This window comes from Janthinobacterium agaricidamnosum NBRC 102515 = DSM 9628, from assembly GCF_000723165.1.
In the GTDB taxonomy this organism is placed as follows: domain Bacteria; phylum Pseudomonadota; class Gammaproteobacteria; order Burkholderiales; family Burkholderiaceae_D; genus Janthinobacterium; species Janthinobacterium agaricidamnosum.
In genome coordinates this window covers 5,286,018-5,306,870 of record NZ_HG322949.1, presented here as the reverse complement: position 1 = coordinate 5,306,870, position 20,853 = coordinate 5,286,018, and the positions used below count along the sequence as shown (strand labels likewise).

Annotated in this window: 24 protein-coding genes; 21 read left to right on the top strand and 3 right to left on the bottom strand. The window is 59.4% G+C overall.

Annotated features, from left to right (window positions below):
* Positions 1–4: 4 nt before the first annotated feature.
* From rpsN to dsbD, 16 genes are all read left to right on the top strand, one after another.
* Positions 5–310 (top strand): 30S ribosomal protein S14, encoded by a 306-nt coding sequence (gene rpsN, locus GJA_RS22910; RefSeq protein WP_038497021.1) that lies wholly within the window; start codon positions 5–7, stop codon positions 308–310.
* A 14-nt stretch (positions 311–324) separates the two neighbouring features.
* Positions 325–720: a 30S ribosomal protein S8 gene (rpsH, locus tag GJA_RS22905; protein ID WP_008444325.1), complete on the top strand. Its 396-nt coding sequence runs from the start codon at positions 325–327 to the stop codon at positions 718–720.
* A gap of 10 nt (positions 721–730) precedes the next feature.
* Positions 731–1,264: a 50S ribosomal protein L6 gene (gene rplF, locus GJA_RS22900; protein WP_038497015.1), complete on the top strand. Its 534-nt coding sequence runs from the start codon at positions 731–733 to the stop codon at positions 1,262–1,264.
* 13 nt (positions 1,265–1,277) lie between these two features.
* Positions 1,278–1,640 carry a 50S ribosomal protein L18 gene (gene rplR, locus GJA_RS22895; RefSeq protein ID WP_010394431.1) on the top strand — a complete coding sequence of 121 codons (363 nt, stop codon included), beginning with the start codon at positions 1,278–1,280 and terminating at the stop codon, positions 1,638–1,640.
* 12 nt (positions 1,641–1,652) lie between these two features.
* Entirely contained in the window at positions 1,653–2,171 is a 519-nt protein-coding gene (gene rpsE / locus GJA_RS22890; protein ID WP_038497012.1) for a 30S ribosomal protein S5, read from the top strand.
* Between the two features lie 10 nt (positions 2,172–2,181).
* Entirely contained in the window at positions 2,182–2,361 is a 180-nt protein-coding gene (rpmD, locus tag GJA_RS26915; protein WP_010394435.1) for a 50S ribosomal protein L30, read from the top strand.
* A gap of 30 nt (positions 2,362–2,391) precedes the next feature.
* Complete coding sequence (gene rplO / locus GJA_RS22885; RefSeq protein WP_038497011.1) at positions 2,392–2,823, top strand: 50S ribosomal protein L15; 432 nt, start codon at positions 2,392–2,394, stop codon at positions 2,821–2,823.
* A 34-nt stretch (positions 2,824–2,857) separates the two neighbouring features.
* Complete coding sequence (gene secY, locus GJA_RS22880; RefSeq protein WP_038497008.1) at positions 2,858–4,192, top strand: preprotein translocase subunit SecY; 1,335 nt, start codon at positions 2,858–2,860, stop codon at positions 4,190–4,192.
* A gap of 18 nt (positions 4,193–4,210) precedes the next feature.
* Positions 4,211–4,429 (top strand): translation initiation factor IF-1, encoded by a 219-nt coding sequence (gene infA, locus GJA_RS22875; protein ID WP_005663428.1) that lies wholly within the window; start codon positions 4,211–4,213, stop codon positions 4,427–4,429.
* A 42-nt stretch (positions 4,430–4,471) separates the two neighbouring features.
* The gene (gene rpmJ, locus GJA_RS26910; RefSeq protein ID WP_010394471.1) at positions 4,472–4,585 is read left to right on the top strand and encodes a 50S ribosomal protein L36; all 114 of its coding nucleotides are present in this window, start codon (positions 4,472–4,474) and stop codon (positions 4,583–4,585) included.
* Between the two features lie 14 nt (positions 4,586–4,599).
* Complete coding sequence (gene rpsM / locus GJA_RS22870) at positions 4,600–4,965, top strand: 30S ribosomal protein S13 (RefSeq protein WP_038497004.1); 366 nt, start codon at positions 4,600–4,602, stop codon at positions 4,963–4,965.
* 16 nt (positions 4,966–4,981) lie between these two features.
* Positions 4,982–5,386, top strand: a complete 405-nt coding sequence (rpsK, locus tag GJA_RS22865) for a 30S ribosomal protein S11 (protein ID WP_010394475.1) — start codon at positions 4,982–4,984, stop codon at positions 5,384–5,386.
* A gap of 253 nt (positions 5,387–5,639) precedes the next feature.
* Entirely contained in the window at positions 5,640–6,263 is a 624-nt protein-coding gene (gene rpsD, locus GJA_RS22860) for a 30S ribosomal protein S4 (RefSeq protein ID WP_038496998.1), read from the top strand.
* Positions 6,264–6,365: 102 nt separating this feature from the next.
* Positions 6,366–7,343 (top strand): DNA-directed RNA polymerase subunit alpha, encoded by a 978-nt coding sequence (locus tag GJA_RS22855; protein ID WP_038496995.1) that lies wholly within the window; start codon positions 6,366–6,368, stop codon positions 7,341–7,343.
* Between the two features lie 153 nt (positions 7,344–7,496).
* On the top strand, positions 7,497–7,892 hold the full coding sequence (gene rplQ, locus GJA_RS22850; RefSeq protein ID WP_038496992.1) for a 50S ribosomal protein L17: 396 nt from the start codon (positions 7,497–7,499) through the stop codon (positions 7,890–7,892).
* A gap of 205 nt (positions 7,893–8,097) precedes the next feature.
* Complete coding sequence (gene dsbD, locus GJA_RS22845; RefSeq protein WP_051781262.1) at positions 8,098–9,972, top strand: protein-disulfide reductase DsbD; 1,875 nt, start codon at positions 8,098–8,100, stop codon at positions 9,970–9,972.
* A 76-nt stretch (positions 9,973–10,048) separates the two neighbouring features.
* On the opposite strand, the gene GJA_RS22840 is transcribed toward dsbD, so the two are convergent.
* The gene (locus tag GJA_RS22840) at positions 10,049–10,546 is read right to left on the bottom strand and encodes a Spy/CpxP family protein refolding chaperone (RefSeq protein WP_038496989.1); all 498 of its coding nucleotides are present in this window, start codon (positions 10,544–10,546) and stop codon (positions 10,049–10,051) included.
* Positions 10,547–10,755: 209 nt separating this feature from the next.
* Between GJA_RS22840 and GJA_RS22835 the strand changes: the two genes are divergently transcribed.
* The 5 genes from GJA_RS22835 (at position 10,756) to GJA_RS22815 (ending at position 18,858) form a co-directional block, all read left to right on the top strand.
* The gene (locus GJA_RS22835) at positions 10,756–11,484 is read left to right on the top strand and encodes a response regulator (RefSeq protein WP_038496986.1); all 729 of its coding nucleotides are present in this window, start codon (positions 10,756–10,758) and stop codon (positions 11,482–11,484) included.
* Complete coding sequence (locus tag GJA_RS22830; protein WP_038496983.1) at positions 11,481–12,851, top strand: ATP-binding protein; 1,371 nt, start codon at positions 11,481–11,483, stop codon at positions 12,849–12,851. Before GJA_RS22835 ends, GJA_RS22830 begins: the two co-directional genes overlap by 4 nt.
* A gap of 260 nt (positions 12,852–13,111) precedes the next feature.
* Positions 13,112–14,302 (top strand): efflux RND transporter periplasmic adaptor subunit, encoded by a 1,191-nt coding sequence (locus GJA_RS22825; RefSeq protein ID WP_038496980.1) that lies wholly within the window; start codon positions 13,112–13,114, stop codon positions 14,300–14,302.
* Positions 14,299–17,385, top strand: coding sequence for an efflux RND transporter permease subunit (locus GJA_RS22820; RefSeq protein ID WP_038496977.1), 3,087 nt, complete (start codon positions 14,299–14,301; stop codon positions 17,383–17,385). Before GJA_RS22825 ends, GJA_RS22820 begins: the two co-directional genes overlap by 4 nt.
* Before the next feature lie 558 nt (positions 17,386–17,943).
* A complete protein-coding gene (locus GJA_RS22815) occupies positions 17,944–18,858 on the top strand; it encodes a hypothetical protein (protein ID WP_242404608.1) in 915 nt (304 codons plus the stop codon).
* Between the two features lie 174 nt (positions 18,859–19,032).
* Here GJA_RS22815 and hemB read toward each other — a convergent pair whose 3' ends face one another.
* Positions 19,033–20,049 (bottom strand): porphobilinogen synthase, encoded by a 1,017-nt coding sequence (gene hemB / locus GJA_RS22810; RefSeq protein WP_038496974.1) that lies wholly within the window; start codon positions 20,047–20,049, stop codon positions 19,033–19,035.
* 33 nt (positions 20,050–20,082) lie between these two features.
* Positions 20,083–20,802: a ribosome biogenesis GTP-binding protein YihA/YsxC gene (yihA, locus tag GJA_RS22805; RefSeq protein ID WP_038496971.1), complete on the bottom strand. Its 720-nt coding sequence runs from the start codon at positions 20,800–20,802 to the stop codon at positions 20,083–20,085.
* Between the last annotated feature and the right edge of the window lie 51 nt (positions 20,803–20,853).

Genomic DNA, 20,853 nt, shown 5'->3' with positions numbered 1-20,853 from the left:
GATCATGGCAAAATTGGCACTGATTAACCGTGAGCAAAAGCGTGTAGACCTGGCTGCGAAATTCGCCGTCAAACGCGCTGCGCTGAAGGCCATCGTTGATGACCAGTCGAAATCGGAAGAAGAGCGTTACGAAGCGCGCTTGAAATTGCAAGCGCTGCCACGTAACTCGAATCCGACGCGTCAACGCAACCGTTGCGCGATCACCGGTCGTCCGCGCGGCACATTCCGTAAATTCGGTCTGGGTCGTATCAAGCTCCGTGAATTCGCCATGCGTGGTGAAATTCCGGGTATGACAAAAGCAAGCTGGTAATAGGAGAATATGCAATGAGTATGAGCGATCCTATCGCCGATATGCTGACCCGCATTCGCAACGCCCAAGGCGTTCAAAAAACGACCGTGGCCATGCCATCGTCGAAAGTCAAAATTGCGATTGCCAACGTCCTGAAGGACGAGGGTTACATTGAAGATTTCGCCGTTGCCGAAGCTGGTGGCAAGGCGGAACTGAAGATCGGTTTGAAGTATTATGTTGGCCGTCCCGTCATCGAGCGCCTCGAGCGCGTTTCCCGTCCAGGGCTGCGCGTCTACAAGGGCAAGGACGAGATCCCTACTGTGATGAATGGCTTGGGTGTGGCGATCGTGTCGACTCCGCAAGGCGTCATGACTGACCGCAAAGCACGCGCTACCGGTGTCGGCGGCGAAGTTATTTGCTACGTGGCTTAAGGAGTTACACATGTCTCGAGTAGCTAAAATGCCTATCGTAGTGCCGGCTGGCGCCGAAGTCGCCATCTCCGCACAAGCGATCACCGTAAAAGGCCCGCTGGGCGTACTGACCCAGGTCCTCACCGGCCTGGTCAAAGTAGAAAACAATGCAGGAACCCTGAGTTTCGACGTGGCTAACGACAGCCGCGAAGCCAATGCCATGTCCGGCACGCTGCGCGCGCTGGTCAACAACATGGTCGTCGGCGTCACCAAGGGTTTCGAGAAAAAGCTGAACCTGGTAGGCGTGGGTTACAAGGCGCAAGCGCAAGGCGACAAGTTGAACCTGTCCCTGGGCTTCTCGCACCCTGTAGTGCATGACATGCCAGCCGGCGTTACCTGCGCAACCCCGACCCCGACCGAGATCCTGATCAAGGGTATCGATCGTCAACAGGTCGGCCAGGTAGCTGCCGAAGTTCGTGCTTACCGCGCTCCTGAGCCTTATAAAGGCAAGGGCGTTCGCTATGCGGACGAAGTGGTTAAGCTTAAAGAAACCAAGAAGAAGTAATTAGGGGCTGACGATGGATAAGAAAGAATCACGGCTTCGCCGCGGACGCCAAACCCGCATCAAGATCGCGGAATTGAAAGTAAATCGCTTGTCGGTGCACCGCACCAACCTGCACATTTACGCCAACCTGATCAGCCCGGACGCTAAAGTCCTGGTTTCGGCCTCGACCGCTGAAGCTGAAGTACGCGCTGAACTGGCAGGTCAATCCGGCAAAGGCGGCAATGCCGCCGCTGCAGCCTTGATCGGCAAGCGCGTCGCTGAAAAAGCGTTGAAAGCAGGGATTACCGAAGTCGCGTTTGACCGCTCCGGTTTCCGTTACCACGGCCGTGTGAAGGCGTTGGCAGAAGCCGCGCGTGAAGCCGGTCTGAAGTTCTAAGGAAGAATCGTCATGGCAAAAATGCAAGCAAAAATGCAAGGCGACAAGCCGGATGACGGCATGCGCGAAAAAATGATCGCGATCAACCGCGTGACCAAAGTGGTCAAGGGTGGTCGTATCATGGGTTTTGCGGCTCTGACCGTGGTTGGCGATGGCGATGGCCGCGTCGGCATGGGCAAGGGCAAGTCGAAAGAAGTGCCGGTCGGTGTGCAGAAAGCAATGGAAGAAGCACGCCGCAACCTGGTCAAGGTTCCGCTGAAAAACGGTACCCTCCAGCACACCGTCACTGGTCGTCACGGCGCCTCCAAGGTGCTGATGAACCCGGCTAAACCGGGTACCGGCGTGATCGCCGGCGGCGCAATGCGCGCGATCTTTGAAGTAATGGGCGTGACCGACGTGGTGGCGAAATCCACCGGTTCGAACAACCCTTACAACCTGGTTCGCGCTACATTGAACGGCTTGGCAAAAATGAGCACTCCTGCCGATATCGCTGCCAAACGCGGCAAATCGGTCGAAGACATTCTGGCTTAAGGCGGACAAAATGACAAACACAGTCAAAGTGCAATTGGTCAAAGGCTTGATCGGTACGCGCGAATCGCATCGCGCTACCGTGCGCGGTCTGGGTCTGCGTCGTGTAAATTCGGTTTCCGAACTGCAAGACACCCCATCCGTACGCGGCATGATCAATAAAGTATCGTATCTCGTTAAAGTTGTCGGGTAAGCCTTCGGGCTTACACGAACGGAGCAAATCATGGAATTGAACACTATTGCACCAGCCGAAGGCGCCAAGCATTACAAGCGTCGCGTCGGCCGCGGTATCGGCTCTGGCCTGGGTAAAACCTCGGGCCGTGGTCACAAGGGTCAAAAATCGCGTTCGGGCGGCTTTCATAAAGTCGGTTTCGAAGGCGGTCAAATGCCTCTGCAACGCCGTCTGCCTAAGCGCGGTTTCAAATCGATGCACGCCACCTTCAAAGCTGAAGTGCGCCTGTCCGATCTGAACAACCTGGCGGTTGGCGAAGTCGACATTCTGGTCTTGAAGCAAGCTGGCGTTCTGGGCGTGTTGGCCCGTGACGTGCGCGTGATCTTGTCCGGCGAAATCACCAAAGCGGTGAATTTGAAGGGCTTGAAAGTGTCCGCTGGCGCGAAAGCCGCCATCGAAGCAGCCGGCGGCTCAGTAGCCTGAGTTGACCGCTATAACAGCTTGATCGGAGCGAAAATTGGCGACTAATCCACAACTTGCTAAAAGTGCAGCGGCCGGCTTCCCATGGGGACGGCTCTGGTTTTTGCTTGGCGCATTGGTGGTTTATCGTATCGGTGCTCATGTCCCGGTTCCCGGGATTGACCCGACACAATTAGCCGCGCTGTTCAAGGAGCACGAAGGCGGCGTCCTGGGCATGTTCAACATGTTCTCGGGCGGTGCCTTGTCTCGTTTTACAGTGTTTGCGCTGGGTATCATGCCTTACATTTCGGCCTCGATCATCATGCAGTTGTTGTCGATCGTTTCGCCGCAGATGGAAGCGTTGAAAAAAGAAGGCGAAGCAGGCCGTCGCAAGATCACCCAGTACACCCGGTATTTCACGGTGGCGCTGGCGTTGTTTCAAGCGCTGGGCATTGCAGTCGCACTGGAATCGCAACCGAATCTGGTCCTGGACCCTGGTCTTGCGTTCCGCTTCGTAACGGTCGTTACCTTGTTGACCGGCACTATGTTTTTGATGTGGTTGGGAGAGCAAATCACCGAGCGCGGCTTGGGGAATGGCATCTCGATCATCATTTTTGCCGGGATTGCAGCAGGTCTGCCATCGGCTCTGGGCGGTTTGTTCAGCCAGGTGTCGACGGGCGCGATCGGTAGCGTATCCGCGATTTTCATCGTGATCCTGATCGGCGTGGTAACGTTCTTCGTGGTATTTGTCGAACGTGGCCAGCGCAAAATCTTGGTCAACTATGCGAAGCGCCAGGTAGGTAACAAGATTTATGGCGGTCAAACCAGCCATTTGCCGTTGAAGCTGAACATGGCCGGCGTGATCCCGCCGATCTTCGCTTCGTCGATCATCTTGTTCCCGGCCACGATCGTGGACTGGTTTTCAAAGGGCGCCGACAACGCTAACCCTGCGGTGCGGTTCTTGAAAGATTTGGCAGCATCGATGGGGCCTGGTGAGCCTATCCATGCGCTGTTGTATGCAGTGGCTATCGTGTTTTTCTGTTTCTTCTATACCGCGCTGGTGTTTAACAGCAAGGAAACAGCGGACAACTTGAAGAAAAGCGGCGCATTTATTCCCGGGATTCGTCCAGGCGAGCAAACAGCACGTTACATCGACAAGATCCTGACACGGTTGACACTTGCCGGCGCAGTCTACATCACCCTGGTATGTTTATTGCCGGAATTTATGCAGGCCCAGTGGAAAGTGCCATTTTATTTTGGCGGCACTTCTTTATTGATTATTGTAGTTGTCACCATGGATTTCATGGCACAAGTACAGAACTACGTGATGTCGCAGCAATATGATTCGCTGCTGCGCAAAGCAAATTTCAAGGGCGGAATTCCGACGCGATAAGCGCGGTAAACATACCGAATGGCAAAAGACGACGTCATACAGATGCAGGGCGAGATTCTTGAGAATCTCCCAAATGCAACATTTCGAGTGAAGCTGGAAAACGGACACGTGGTGCTCGGACATATTTCAGGTAAAATGCGGATGAATTATATTCGCATCCTTCCTGGCGATAAGGTGACAGTGGAGTTGACGCCTTACGATCTGAGCCGAGCACGCATTGTGTTCCGGACCAAGTAACACAGTGAATCAAACCAAAGAAGCGAAAGAAAGAGCCCAAAAATGAAAGTTCTCGCATCAGTCAAGCGGATCTGCCGCAACTGCAAGATCATCAAGCGCAAAGGCGTAGTCCGCGTTATCTGCGTGGAACCGCGTCACAAGCAGCGTCAAGGTTAATCGAGGAATAACAAATGGCACGTATTGCAGGGGTTAATATCCCAAATCATCAGCACACTGTTATCGGCTTGACCGCCATCTACGGTGTTGGCCGTCCACGCGCAGAGAAAATCTGTGCTTCGACCGGTGTAGCAACCAACAAAAAGATCAAAGATCTGGACGACAGCGAACTGGAAAAGCTGCGCGATGAAGTAGGTAAATTCATCGTCGAAGGCGATCTGCGTCGTGAAATCTCGATGAACATCAAGCGTTTGATGGATCTGGGTTGCTACCGCGGCATGCGTCATCGCAAGGGTCTGCCTTGCCGTGGCCAGCGTACGCGTACCAATGCACGTACCCGCAAGGGCCCGCGTAAAGCAGCTCAATCGCTGAAAAAATAATCGCTAGGGAATAACTATGGCCAAGTCGCAAAATAACGCCGCATCAGCACGCGTGCGTAAAAAAGTAAAAAAGAACGTCGCTGAAGGCATCGCACATGTCCACGCTTCGTTCAATAACACGATCATCACCATCACCGATCGTCAAGGCAATGCGCTGTCGTGGGCAACTTCGGGCGGTGCAGGCTTCAAGGGTTCGCGTAAATCGACCCCTTTCGCAGCGCAGGTAGCTGCTGAAGCGGCCGGCAAGGTTGCTGTTGAGTGTGGCGTGAAGAACCTGGAAGTACGCATCAAGGGCCCAGGTCCTGGTCGTGAATCCGCCGTTCGCGCGTTGAACAACCTGGGTATCAAGATCACCGAAATCCAGGACGTGACCCCGGTACCGCACAACGGTTGCCGTCCACCGAAACGCCGTCGTATCTAAGACTTGCACTGCAGACGGCGCTACGGCGCCAGCTGCTGTGTAGTCTGCGCAGTACAGTTGAGTAAAAACGCTGGAGCAGGGAGCCGGAAACGGTTATACTGCCCGGCTGTTCTTGCCTGTCAAATCCTGTTTGACGGGTTTTTCGTTTTCAGCCACCGTCTGATTGAAGTGAAATCAGACTAGCGCCTAACCGCATCGGTGTGATTAATCATGCATGTGGCTGGGGCGTTATCATTTAAAAAAAGGAAGTATCGTGGCACGTTATATCGGACCTAAAGCAAAACTTTCCCGCCGTGAAGGCACTGACCTGTTCCTGAAGAGCGCTCGTCGTTCGCTCGACTCGAAGTGCAAACTGGACGTCAAACCAGGCCAACACGGTGTCAAATCCGGCGCCCGCACCTCGGACTACGGTAACCAACTGCGCGAAAAGCAAAAAGTGAAGCGCATGTACGGCGTGCTGGAACGTCAATTCCGCCGCTACTTCGCTGAAGCAGACCGTCGTAAAGGCAACACCGGCGAAACGCTGTTGAAGTTGCTGGAAACCCGTCTGGACAACGTTTGCTACCGCATGGGCTTTGGCTCGACCCGCGCTGAAGCGCGTCAACTGGTCAGCCACAAAGCGTTCACCGTGAACGGTATCGTTGTCAACATCGCTTCGTACTCGGTCAAAGTAGGCGACATCATCGCTGTTCGTGAAAAATCGAAAAAGCAAGTGCGTATCGTTGAAGCACTGTCGCTGGCTGAACAAGTTGGTATGCCTAGCTGGGTTTCGGTTGATGCCAAGAAAATGGAAGGTACCTTCAAGTCCCTGCCAGAGCGTAACGAAATCGCCAACGACGTCAACGAATCGCTGATCGTCGAGCTGTACTCGCGTTAATAGTAGTCAAGAGTATCCGCCGCCCACTTTCAAGTGGGCGGTTTTATTAATGCCATCAGCCTTATCGGTGTAATGAGCCGAGGGTATTGAAAAGGACATTTCATGCAAAACAGTTTGTTGAAGCCACGTATTATCGATGTAGAGGCGCTCGGCGCCGGCCACGCTAAAGTCGTGATGGAGCCGTTCGAACGCGGCTATGGCCATACATTGGGTAACGCGTTGCGCCGCGTCCTGTTGTCGTCGATGGTAGGCTACGCGCCGACCGAAGTGACGATCGCCGGCGTCGTACACGAATATTCCTCCCTCGATGGCGTGCAGGAAGACGTCGTCGATCTGTTGCTGAACCTGAAGGGTGTGGTTTTCAAGGTCCACAACCGCGATTCGGTCACCTTGACCCTGAAAAAAGAAGGCGAAGGCGCGATCCTGGCTTCCGACATCGATCTGCCGCACGACGTCGAGCTGATCAACCCGGACCACGTGATTGCCCACTTGACCGCTGGCGGCAAGCTGGACATGCAGATCAAGGTCGAAAAAGGCCGTGGCTACGTTCCTGGCAACGTGCGCCGCCTGTCCGAAGACACCAACAAGACCATCGGCCGCATCATCCTGGACGCGTCGTTCTCGCCAGTGCGCCGCGTGTCGTACTCCGTTGAATCGGCGCGCGTCGAACAGCGTACCGACCTGGACAAGCTGATCATCAACATCGAAACCAACGGCGTGATTTCGCCGGAAGAAGCGATCCGTCAATCGGCCCGCGTGCTGGTTGACCAGTTGAATGTGTTCGCTGCCCTGGAAGGCACCGAAGCCGCCGCCGAAGCGCCATCGCGCGCGCCGCTGGTCGATCCTATCCTGTTGCGTCCAGTCGACGACCTGGAGTTGACCGTGCGTTCGGCAAACTGCCTGAAAGCGGAAAACATCTACTACATCGGCGACCTGATCCAGCGTTCGGAAAACGAACTGCTGAAAACGCCGAACCTGGGCCGCAAGTCCCTGAACGAAATCAAGGAAGTGCTGGCGTCGCGCGGCTTGACCTTGGGCATGAAGCTGGAAAACTGGCCGCCTGCCGGCCTGGAAAAGTAATGTGTAGTGTGTAATTTGTAGCAAACTGCCTGGGACAGGTGTCCCAGGTTTTTATTTTGAAGTACCAAACCGGTCCGCGGCTGATCGAGACCCAAAGTCTCCTTCAGTCGATCGAAGAACTGGAATTAAACTCTCTCACCGAAAGGATTTACCATGCGTCACGGTCACGGCCTCCGTAAACTGAATCGTACTTCGTCCCACCGTCTGGCGATGCTGCGCAACATGACAGTATCCCTGCTGCGTCACGAAGCGATCAAAACCACCTTGCCAAAAGCGAAAGAACTGCGCCGCGTTATCGAGCCGATTCTGACCCTGGGCAAAACCGACACCCTGGCAAACAAGCGTCTGGCCTTCAACCGCCTGCGCGACCGCGAAATGGTTGTCAAACTGTTCGCTGAACTGGGCCCACGTTACGCTAACCGTAACGGCGGCTACCTGCGCATCCTGAAAATGGGTTTCCGCGTCGGCGACAACGCTCCTATGGCTTACATCGAGCTGCTGGATCGTCCGGAAGTCACCGAAGTGGAAGAAGCAGTCGCTGCCGAGTAATCGGATGGCGGTAGTCGAGAAAGCCAGGCCTAGCCTGGCTTTTTTGCTTTTTAAGACAACTTTCATTTTGGCGGTGTAGTATTCTGCTTCCGTGCGGCAATACCGTGTGACCGCGCGCTTTGAGTCGAATGGCAGTTGTTGCCGAGAAAAGGGTTACATGTTCAGTCCAGCCTCCCCGTCGCTTTCCCGTCCCCGATCCTCCCGTATGGCCGCCCGGGCCATGGTCTGGCTGTCGGCCTGCCTGCTGCTCGCGCTTGCGCTGCTGAGCATGGCGCCAGCCCGCGCCGACGATGAATTCCTCGATCCGCAAGTCGCGTTCAAGTTCTCGGCCCGCATGCAGGATCCGTCGACCGTGGCGGTCAGCTACCAGATCGCCGACGGTTATTATATGTACCGCGAACATTTCAAGGTCTCCGCCAGCGGCGCCAGGCTGGGGGCGCCGCTGATGCCGAAAGGGACGGTCCACTACGACAAGACCTTTGAAAAAGACGTCGAAACCTATCGCAAGAGCGTCACATTCACCATTCCAGTCGACGCCGCCGGCGCATTTACGCTGAGCGTGACCAGCCAGGGCTGCTCCGACAAGGGACTGTGCTATTCGCCGCAAGAAGCCAGTATCAAGCTGGTCGGCGGCGGCGCCGGCCAAAGCGTGGCGCCGGGCGCAGCGGCATCGAAATTCGCGCTGCCGGCCGCGCCGCTGGTCAACGGCCCTGAAGCGCAAGCGTCGCCTGGCGTTTCCGTGATCGGCGTGGCGACTCCTGAATCGACGATATCGAGCCCGGCCGCCGCGCCAGCTACCGCGGCCGCGCCATCCAGCAGCGAAATGGGCGTCATCGAAGCGGCATTGAAAGGCGGCAAGCTGCTGGTCATCGTGCCGCTGTTCCTGCTGCTGGGCCTGGGCCTGTCGTTCACGCCGTGCGTGCTGCCGATGGTGCCTATCCTGTCGTCGATCATCGTCGGCGAAGGCGCCGGCATCAAGCGTTCGCGCTCCTTCCTGCTGTCGCTGACCTATGTGCTGGGCATGGCCATCGTCTACACGGCGCTGGGCGTGGCGGCCGGCTTGCTGGGCGAAGGCCTGGCGGCGCGCTTGCAAAATCCATGGGTGCTGAGCATTTTCGCGTTGCTGATGGCGGCGCTGGCGCTGTCGATGTTCGGTTTTTATGAGCTGCAAGTGCCAGCCGCGCTGCAGCAGCGCCTGACCAATGCATCGAACCAGCAAGCATCGGGCAAGCTGGCCGGCGTGTTTGTCATGGGCGCCATTTCGGCGCTGATCGTCGGCCCGTGCGTGGCCGGTCCGCTGGCGGGCGCGCTGGTGTATATCAGCCAGACCGGCAACGCCGTGATCGGCGGCCAGGCGCTGTTCGCGTTGGCGATCGGCATGGGCATTCCGCTGTTGCTGGTCGGCGCATCGGCCGGCTGGCTGCTGCCGCGCACCGGTGCCTGGATGGACAGCATCAAGCGCTTCTTCGGTTTCATGCTGCTGGTCACCGCATGGTGGATGGTGTCGCCGGTCTTGCCGGGCGCCGTGCAAATGCTGGGCTGGACCGCGCTGGGCATCGGCTACGGCATGTATTTGCTGAACGGTAAAGGCGGCTGGGTCGCCAAATCGGTCGGCCTTGTTTTCGCGGTGCTGGGCGCCTTGCAACTGGTCGGCGTGGCCAGCGGCGGGCGCGATCCATTGGCGCCGCTGGCGCATTTGCGCGGCGCCGGCGCGGCGCCGGTCCATGCCGCGTTTACCCGCATCAAGACCGTGGCCCAGCTCGACGCCGCGCTGGGCCAGCTGAATGGCAAGCCGGCCTTGCTCGACTTTTATGCCGACTGGTGCGTGTCATGCAAGGAAATGGAAAAGCTGACGTTTGTCGATCCGCAAGTGGCGGCCAGGATGGCCGGCGCCGTCTTGTTGCAGGTCGACGTGACGGCCAACGATGCGGACGACAAGGCGATGCTGAAACGCTTTAATTTGTTTGGCCCGCCGGGCATCATCATGTTCAATCCGCAAGGCCAGGAAATCGCCGATTCAAGGGTCATCGGTTTCCAGAATACGGACAAGTTCTTGATCTCGCTCAGCAAGCTGCAGTAATTTGTGAGCAATAAGCCGCAGGGATGAAAAAGGGAGCAACGCCTGGCGTTGCTCCCTTTTTCATGTCCGGTGGCGATTATTGCTGTGCCGGGTCGTGCCCCATGCCGCCATGGCCAGCGCGATGCCAGCCATGCTGACCGCCAGGAACGCTGTCATCAAACACTTTTTGCTGTTCCGGGGTCAGCACCGCGTAAAACGTTTTCAGCGCGGCCAGGCGAGTTTCCTGGGCCGCGATGCGGTCTTTCGACAGGGCGATCCACTGTTCCAGGCGCTGCGGCGCGCTCATCGCGGCGATCGCGTTGCGGCCAGCACGCGCGCCGGGGCCTTTGGGCGTGGCCGACGCGATGAACGTTTGCCAGGCAGGTTCCTGTGCGGCGGTCAGTTTCAACTTGTCATGCAGTCTGGCCTGGTATTTCGCCATGCGGCCGGCCATCCTGGCGGCGCGCTGTTCAGGTGTCGGGCGGGTATGGGCGGCCGGCGCCGGGGCCGCTTCCTGCGCTTGCACGCCGAGGGTGGTCGCACCCATGCCGATCACGCTCAGGCCGATCAGCAAACTCTTGCGGAATGTGTTCATTTTGATTCCTTTTTAAGGTCAACGGAACATGTGCACTAGACACAACTTATTCAGTACACTGCACATGGAATCATTTTGGACGCACCTTGTTACGCCGAAGTGTCGGCTGCGCCGCGTTTTGTATCGATATGTTTCGTCTGTGGTCGCATATACAAGACGATACAAATACACATTAGTCACGCGGGCTTTAACTGGGGATAATTGAAACCATGGAACCCACTTCAACTATATTGATCGTCGACGACGACCGCGATATCCGCACCTTGCTGGCGGATTACCTGGAAACCAATGGCTACCGCACGCTGGGGGCCGGCGATGGCGCCGCCATGTGGAAGATACTCGACGAGGCGCGCCCCGATTTGCTGGTGCTCGACCTGAACTTGCCGGGCGACGACGGCCTGACGCTGTGCCGCAAGCTGCGCGCCCATTCATCGTTGCCGGTGATCATGCTGACCGCCCGCAGCGAGCCGCTGGACCGCATCCTCGGCCTGGAAATGGGCGCCGACGATTATTTGCCGAAACCGTTCGAGCCGCGCGAGTTGCTGGCGCGGATACGCAGCGTATTGCGCCGCAGCCATGCGATGCCGTCCAATACGCCGTCCGACAAGGCGCAGCAAATCCGCTTTTCCGGCTGGACGCTGGACCTGACCGCGCGCCATTTATTAAATCCGGATGGCATCGTGATCATGCTGTCGGGCGCCGAATTCCGCTTGCTGCGGGTATTCCTCGAACATCCGAACCGGGTCTTGAACCGCGACCAGCTGCTGAACCTGACCCAGGGCCGCGACGCCGATCCGTTCGACCGCTCGATCGATATCCAGATCAGCCGGCTGCGCCAAAAGCTGGGCGAAGATGCGCGCTTGCCGCAAATCATCAAGACGGTGCGTAACGGCGGTTATGTGCTGGCTGGCCAGGTCACGGTGGAGTCGTCGGCATGAGGGCTTTTTTCGGATCGATGACCGGCCGCGTCTTCATCGTGCTGCTGCTGGGCGTGGTCGCGTCGGCCGCGCTGACGCAATGGCTGGCGGTCGGCGAACGGCAGCGCGCGATCGAGCAATACCGCGATTTCCACGCCGTCGAACGAGCCGAGCAATTGGTGCAGGCGGCCGACGTGGTGCCGCTGGCGTCGCGCGCGGCCTATCTGGCCGTGATCAACCGCGGTAACTTGCGGCTGGAAATCAGCCCCCAGCCGGCTGCTGCGGCGGCGGCCAGGACAGTGCCGCCGACCGAGTTTTCGGGCGCGCTGGCGGCACGCCTGGGCGACGAGTTCAAGTTGACGCCGCTTCCCGTGCGGCCGGCGGCGTGCGGCCAGCCGCGCAAGCCGAGCACCCTGTTCGGTTCGACCCAATGGGGCGGCGTGTGCGAATCGATGGACGTGCGCATGCGCGATGGCCATTGGCTGCGCCTGACCGTCTTGCCGCCGCGCGCGCTGCCGGCGCGCATCGAGCACAACGACTGGACCACCTTGCTGCCGTTCCTGATCAGTATCGCGGCGCTGGCCTACCTGGTCACGCGGATGACGATGCGGCCGCTGAAACACCTGGCGCAAGCGGCCAAGGACCTGGGTAACGATATCAACCATCCGCCGCTGGAATTGGCCGGTGCCAGCGAAATCCGCCAGGCCAGCGCGGCCTTCAATGCGATGCAGGCGCGCATACGCCAGCATATCTTCCAGCGCACCCAGATGCTGGCGGCCATCACGCACGACTTGCAAACCCCGCTGACCCGCTTGCGCTTGCGGCTGGAAAAAGTCGCCGACCACGAATTGCATGAAAAACTGGTCGGCGACCTGTCGGCGATGCAAGGCATGGTCAAGGAAGGCCTGGACCTGGCGCGGTCGATGGACACCACCGAAACCATGCAGGCGCTCGACCTCGACTCGCTGCTCGACAGCGTGTGCGCCGACGCCACCGACGCCGGCCAGCGCGTCGAACTGAACGGTCACGCCGGCATGGCGCTGATGGGCCGCCCGATCGCGCTGCGGCGCTGCCTGGTGAACCTGATCGACAACGCCGTCAAATATGGCCAGTACGCTAATGTGACGGTGGAGCGGATCGCCGGCGCGGCGCGCATCCGCATCCGCGACGGCGGCCCCGGCATCGCGCAAGACCAGATGGCGAAAGTGTTTGAACCGTTTTACCGCATCGAAACGTCGCGTTCGCGCGAATCCGGCGGCACCGGCCTCGGGCTGACGATCGCGCGCAATATCGCCGAGCAGCATGGCGCCAGTGTGTTGTTGGCCAACCACGTCGACGGCGGGCTGGAAGTCACCTTGATCGTGCCGGAATATTACGGCGGCAAATGAGGGACCGGCCGCGCTGGAGACCGTGCCCTTCCAGTGTTACTCTCTTGTCCAGCTGTATTGCTTTAGTGTCTAGCCTTGCTGTCTTGTTTTATTCTCTTGCCTGCCTGTCATCATGGCGCCATCTGCCTGTCTTACACTATGACCTTCAGTGGCCAGAAGGCTGTCTGGCCCTGGTCAAAGTTATGCGACAATGCCCGGTTCATGTATTGAAGCAAGATTGATCAACCTACAGCTTCCCGCAGTGGAAGCGTGATAAAAAAATGAAAAAAACAACCACGGTAATCTTGGTGGGCGCGGCCGTTTGCATAGTCGCCGGCGCCTGGTATTTCACGCAAAAGCCGGGGCCGGAAGGCGGCAAGGGCGGCGCCGGCGCGGCGCAGCCAGCCACCGTGGTCAGCACCATTACGCCGCTGCGCCAGGATGTGCCGGTGGTGTTGCAAGCGAACGGCACGGTAACGCCGATCAGCAGCGTCGACCTGCATCCGCAAACCACCAGCACGATTACCAAGGTGCATATCCGCGAAGGCCAGTTCATCAAGGCCGGCGACTTGATGTTCACGCTCGATGCGCGCAGCGAACACGCCAATGTCGACAAGGCCAAGGCGCAGGTGTTGCGCGACCAGGCCGCGCTGGCCGATGTCGAGCGTCAATACAAACGCAGCATGGAATTGCTGAGCAAGAATTTCATCGCCCAGGGCGCCGTCGATACGCTGAAAAGCCAGCGCGATTCGGCCCGGGCGCTGCTGGTCGCCGATACCGCCGCCTTGCGCGCGGTGCAAGTCGACGCCAGCTACACCACCATCCGCGCGCCGATGAGCGGCCGGGTCGGCGCGATCCCGGTGTATGCGGGCAGCCTGGTGCAACTGGCCACGTCGCTGACCACGATTACCCAGCTCGATCCGATCACGGTGGCGTTTACCTTGCCTGAAAGTAGGCTGTCGGGTTTGCTGGCCGCCAACAAGGCCGGCACGGTGCCGGTGCAGGCGCTGCTGCCGGACGCCGGCGGCAAGGAAGTGCGGGGCGCGCTGAGCTTCATCGACAACACCGTCGATCCGCAAGCGGGCGTGATCCGGGTCAAGGCGCAATTCGCCAACCAGGATACCCAGTTGTGGCCGGGCCAGTATGTGTATACCCGCCTGACGGTGCAGACGTTGAAGGATGCGCTGGTGATTCCGCAAAACGCCATCATCAACAATACCAGCGGCACCTTTGTGTACATCGTCGACAGCGAGCATACGGCCAGGGTGCGCAAAGTGAGTACGCTGTATGCGTTCGGGGGCAACGCGGCGGTGTCCGGCCTGCAAGGCGGTGAACAGGTGATTGTCGACGGCAAGCAAAACCTGCGTCCGGGCGGCAAGGTGCGCCTCGCCGACAAGGTCAAGGAAGCGCCTGGGGATGCGGCCAGGGACGCGCATGCCAACGTCGCCGCCAAGCAGGGCAAGCCAGCATGAACCTGTCAGAATTATGCATTCGCCGCCCGGTGATGGTGGTGCTGCTGTCGATCAGCGTGATTTTGGCTGGTGTGCTGGCATATGGAAATATTCCGGTCGCGGCGCTGCCCAGCTACAACACCCCGGTGATCAACGTCAGCGCCGACCTGGCCGGCGCCAGCCCGGACACGATGGCGTCATCGGTCGCGCTGCCGCTGGAAAAGCAATTTTCGACAATCGCCGGCCTGAGCCTGATCACGTCGACCAGCACGCTCGGCAATACCTCGCTGACGCTGGAATTCGACCCCAGCATCAACGTCAATGACGCGGCGGTCGACGTGCAGGCGGCGTTGCTGCGCGCGCAGCGCCAATTGCCGGTGGAAATGACCGACTTGCCGTCTTACCGCAAGGTCAATCCGGCTGATGCGCCGGTGCTGTTCATCCAGATGACGTCGCCGTCGCTGAATTTGTCGGACTTGAACGATTACGCCGAAAACCTGATCGCGCCTGGCCTGTCGACGTTGCCGGGCGTGGCGCAAGTGAGCGTCAACGGCCAGAAGCGTTTTGCGGTGCGGGTGCGCGCCCATTCCGATTTGATGAATGCGCGCAACCTGACGATGGATGAGCTGGCCGCCGCCTTGCGCGCCGCCAATACCAATTCGCCGCTGGGCATCCTCGATGGCCCGAGCCAGACGCTGACCATCCAGGGCAACAAGCAAATGATGAAGGCCGTCGATTTTGCCGAGTTGATCATCGCCAACCGCAATGGCCAGCCGGTGCGCCTGAAAGACGTGGCGACGGTCGAGGACAGTTTCCAGTCGACCAAGACGGCCGGCAGTTTTAACGGCGAACGGTCGATCGCGTTGCTGGTGCAACGCCAGCCGGACGCGAACACCGTGCAAGTGGTCGATGCGGTGCGCAAACTGTTGCCTGACTTTAAAGCGCAATTGCCGGCGTCGATACAGATCAGCCTGGTCAACGACCGTTCGGTCTCGATCCGCGAAGCGATCCACGACGTCAACCTGACGCTGGCGCTGACCGTGATCCTGGTGGTGCTGGTGATTTTCCTGTTCCTGCGGCGCGCCGCGGCGACCTTCATTCCCGCCGTCACGATGCCGATTTCGCTGCTCGGCGCGCTGGCGCTGCTGTACTGGCTGGGCTATAGCCTCGACAACGTGTCGCTGCTCGGCATTACGCTGGCGGTCGGGCTGGTGGTCGATGACGCCATCGTGGTGCTGGAAAACATCGTGCGCCATATCGAGATGGGCAAGAAGCCGATCCAGGCCGCGCTGGTCGGCGCCAGGGAAATGGGCTTCACGATCATTTCGATTTCGGTGTCGCTGGTGGCGGTGTTCATCCCGATCTTTTTCATGCCGGGCGTGATCGGCTTGCTGTTCCACGAATTCGCGGTGGTGGTGTCGCTGTCGATCCTGGTATCGGCGCTGGTGTCGCTGACGCTGGTGCCGATGCTGTCGAGCCGCTTCCTGCCGGCCGGCGCGCATGAGGCCGAAGGCGACGACACTTTTATCGGACGCCATTTCGAAGCGGGCTTTACGTGGCTGAGGAACGGTTATGTGCGTTGGCTCGACCAGGCGCTGGCCCATCGTACGCTGGTGCTGCTGATCGCGCTGGGCACGTTTGTGCTGACGGTGGTGCTGTATGCGACGATCCCGAAAGGCTTTTTCCCGGAAGAGGACCTGGGGCAAATCCAGATCAATACCGAAGCGTCGGAAGATATCTCGTCGGTCGCGCTGCAAGACTTGCAAAACCGCGTCGCCGCCGTGCTGCAAGCCGACCCGAGCGTGCAAGACGTGACGTCGTTCGTCGGTGGCGGCAATACCGGACGCATGTTCATGGTGCTGAAACCGCGCGAGCAGCGGCCGAAAATGCCGGTGGTGCTGGAAAGCCTGCGCCGCGCCGCCCGCACCGTGCCCGGCATCGCCGTGTATTTCCGTCCGGTGCAAAACTTGCAGCTGGGCGGACGCCAGAGCAAGAGCCGTTATCAATACACTTTGCAAAGCGTCAGTCCGGATGCCTTGAACGACTGGGCCGAAAAATTCCTGGCGCGCATGCGGCAAGACCCGGTATTCCGCGACGTCACCAGCGATTCGCAAATCAAGGGCTTGCAAGCGTCGCTGGAAATCGACCGCGACAAGGCCAATAATCTCGGCGTGCAAATTGCCGACGTGCGCACCGCCTTGTACAGCGCCTTTGGCGAGCGCCAGGTATCGACCATTTATTCGTCGGCCGCCAGTTATTACGTGATACTCGAAGCGGCCACGCCGGACCGCCAGTACGACGATGCGCTGACCAGGATCGCGGTGCGCAGCAAGACCGGCGAGCTGGTCAAGCTGTCCAGCTTTGCCAGCGTGCGGCGCACCATCGGCCCGACCTCGGTCAATCACCAGGGCCAGCTGCAAGCCGTGACGGTGGCCTTCAACCTGGCGCCGGACGTGCCGCTGGGCGTGGCCACCGCCAAGATCGACCAGATGGGCGCGGCGATGAGCTTGCCGCCGGCCATCATCACCAAATACGGCGGCGACGCGGCGGTGTTCCAGTCGTCGCAGGCGAGCCAGATCATTTTGATCGTGGCGGCGCTGGCGGTGATCTACGTGCTGCTGGGCGTGCTGTATGAAAGTTATATCCATCCGCTGACGATCCTGGCCGGCTTGCCGTCGGCGGCGGTCGGCGCGCTGCTGACGCTGCGCCTGTTCGGCCTGGATTTGACGATGATCGCCATCATCGGCATCCTGATGCTGATCGGCATCGTCAAGAAAAACGCCATCATGATGATCGACTTCGCGCTGCATGCGCAGCGCAACGACGGCATGACGCCGGCCGCGGCGATCCGCGAGGCCTGCATCCTGCGCTTCCGTCCGATCATGATGACCTCGGCGGCGGCCCTGATGGGCGCGCTGCCGATCGCGCTGGGCCTGGGCGCCGGCGCCGAACTGCGCCAGCCGCTGGGCCTGGCGGTGGTCGGCGGGCTGCTGTTCTCGCAAGTCATCACCTTGTTCATCACGCCGGTGATTTATCTGTTCCTCGACAAATACAGCGGCAACGGCCCGATGAGCGACGAGCAATTGATGGCGGGCGATACGTAGCCAGACTAAGAGCCTATCCCAGTAGTGAGCGTCTTGTTCTGGCCGCGCATCAGGAGCGCGGACCAGGCGTGAGGAGGACGCGTGGCGGGCCACGCGACGACGATCAACGCAGTCCCCGTTCCTGAGGAGCGCCAGAACAGGGCGTATTCATCTACTGGGATAGGCTCTAAGCGCACCAGCCGCACCATCGCCCCTTCCCCGTAGTGGCGGCGCCCGGTTCTTGCGGAAAGTGACGCGGCGCCGCCGGCCTTCCTCTTGCCGCGACCGGCGTCCGTGCCGCGCCGATGCCAGATTCCAGCCCTTCATCCATGCCCTGTTTACCGCGATTGACCGAATTTTATCAGCTTGGTCAAATAAACTGATACATACGGTAACAACAATAAAGAGCCGCCTCTAGTACCCTAGCATCATCATCCGGCCATGGTTTTGCCCACGGTCGGCAAGGTTCTGCAAAGAAAGACTGTATCCTGTAGTCTGTGCCGTCGGCGGTTCACAAAAATGTGCCGCTCTGGCACACTGGCTGCCGTTTGATCTTATTCCGATGTCGTTCCAAAGAAAGTGTTATTTATTTTGCATGACAAGACCCATTTGATGGCCGCCCATTCGGAATATTGCGAAACCTGCGGTCAATTGATCAAGCCGCCGGAAACTTACGGGTCTGGAAGAAGTTTATCGAGCCGCATCGGCATCGGTATCTCGATTCTGCTGCACGTGATCGCCGCGCTGTATTTCATGTTGCGCAGCGATACCATCGTCAAGGTGACGCAGCCGAAACGCGAAAGCGCGATGGTGTATATCGCGCCGCCGAGCACCAAGCCCTTGTCCAAGCCGCTGAGCGAGCCGAAGAAAACCAAGCCGGTGAAGGAAAAGGTCAAGCCGCCGACGCCGCAAAAACCGGTCACTCCCCGCAATGCGCCGCGCGAACAGCCGGTCGAGAAAACCTTTACGCCGCCGGTCGTGGCGACCATGAAAGTGCCGCCACCGCCGCCGCAGCAAGATATGGAATCGATGATCGCCGCGCGCCGCAAGGCCCGCGAAGATGCGCAGCCGCCAGCGCCGCCGCAAGCGCCGGCCGAGAGCGATAACGACCGCGCGATCCGCATCGCCAAGGCCAATATCGCCGGCGCCCAGGGCCGTAATTCGGGCGCCGACAGCGACGATTCGGGCGGCGTGTTCTCGATCGTCGACCAGACCTCGTTCAGCGCGACCATCAAGTTCCGCGGCTGGAATACCAACTTCAAGCGTAATTGGCTGAAAGAGGAAAAAGTCGACATCGGCAGCGAGCGCGATATCGAGACGGCGATCGTCAAGAAGATGATCCAGTTGATCCGCCAGGAAAAACCGGGCGACTTCGTGTGGGAATCGCGCCGCCTGGGCCGCAATATACCGATGAGCGCGCGGGTCGAAGATACGGCGGAATTGCAAGCGTTCCTGTTACAGGAATTCTTCCCCAATTACCGTCGCGCCCGATAGGAGTCGCTGGCACAACGTCCATGGCTGCGTTGCATCGCCTTGTCGTACAGTCGTACTGCCTGCGGCGATGCGCCTTGCCCTGAACGTTGTGCCTGCTACTCCGGCTTTGGCTGGCCATGAAAAAAGGCGGCTCCCGCATCATGCGGGAGCCGCCTTTTTTGAGGTCAGGACGCTTTAAGCCTGCGCTTTCAGCATGCGCGCGACGTCGAGCGCGAAATAAGTCAGCACGCCGTCGGCGCCGGCGCGCTTGAAGGCCAGCAGCGCTTCCATCACCACTTTATCGTGGTCCAGCCAGCCGTTCTGGGCCGCGGCCTTGATCATCGCGTATTCGCCGCTGACCTGGTAGGCGAAGGTCGGCACCTTGAATTCATCCTTGACGCGGCGCACGATGTCCAGGTAAGGCATGCCCGGCTTGACCATCACCATGTCGGCGCCTTCGGACAAGTCCAGCGCCACTTCGCGCAGCGCTTCGTCGCTATTGGCCGGGTCCATCTGGTAAGTGTTCTTGTCGCCCTTGCCGAGGTTCTTGGCGGAACCGACCGCGTCGCGGAACGGACCGTAGAAGGCCGACGCGTATTTGGCCGAATACGCCATGATGCGGGTATGAATGAATTGTTCCTGTTCCAGCGCGGTGCGGATCGCGCCGATGCGGCCATCCATCATGTCCGACGGCGCCACCACGTCGACGCCGGCCCGCGCCTGTGTCAGCGCCTGGCGGATCAGCATGGCGGTAGTGGCGTCGTTGAGCACATAGCCGTTTTCATCGATCAAGCCATCCTGGCCGTGGCTGGTGTACGGATCGAGCGCCACGTCGGTCAGGATGCCCAGTTGCGGGAAGTGCTGTTTCAGCGTGCGCACGGCGCGCGGCACCAGGCCGTCCGGATTGGTCGCCTCGATACCGTCCGGGGTTTTCAGCGCGACATCGATGACCGGGAACAAGGCCAGCACCGGGATGCCCAGCGCCACGCATTCTTGCGCCACTTTCAACAGCAGGTCGACCGAAACCCGTTCCACGCCCGGCATCGACGCTACCTGCTCGCGCTGGTTCGTGCCTTCGAGGATGAAGACCGGGTAAATCAGGTCGGCGCTGGTGACGACGTTTTCACGCATCAGCGCGCGCGAAAACGGGTCGCGGCGCATGCGGCGCATGCGGATGCCGGGGAATTGGGCTGTGGTCTGGGAATGATGCATCGCTGTGGTGTCCGGATAAATGATTAGAGGGATTTACTCGTCGTCTTCCATGTCGATCAGCTTGACGTTTTCCATCACCGCCGCTGCATCTTCGGTGATGCCGGCCAATTCCATGATCTTGTCGTTGGCTTCGTCGATGCCGATGCGTTTCAGCGCCGAGAACAGTTGCACGGTGAAGGGGAAACCTTCGCCGTCTTCATCGACATAGCTGTCGAGCCTGGCCTTGGCCTGGCGCAGCGCATTGACCGAGTCGTTGCGGTTGAGCTTGTCGGCCTTGGTCAGGATGCAATGGATCGGCTTGCCGGTAGGGGCGAACCATTCCAGCATCTGGATGTCGAGGTCGGTGAACGGGCGGCGCGAATCCATGATCAGGATCAGCGCGGCCAGCTGGTCGCGGCGCTGGACGTAGTCGCCCAGCAAGCGTTGCCAGTGCAGCTTGGCCGAACCCGACACTTCCGCGTAGCCGTAACCGGGCAAGTCGACCAGCAGGCATTCGATCTCTTCGACGATGGTGGCGTCCTTGCGGTGCTGCGCGACGTGGGCGCCGCCGATCGAAAAGTAATTGATGTGCTGGGTACGGCCCGGCGTCTTCGATGCGAAGGCCAAACCTTTCTGATTGCACAAGATATTGATCGCGGTCGATTTGCCGGCGTTGGAGCGGCCGGCAAAGGCGATTTCCGGCACGGTCGTGTCAGGAAGATCACGCAATTGGTTGACGGTCGTAAAGAAGCGGGCTTGCCAGAGTTTAGACATGGAGTGGGTAGAAATGCAACAAATGGAGCGGTTACGCTAGAAAGCTATTGT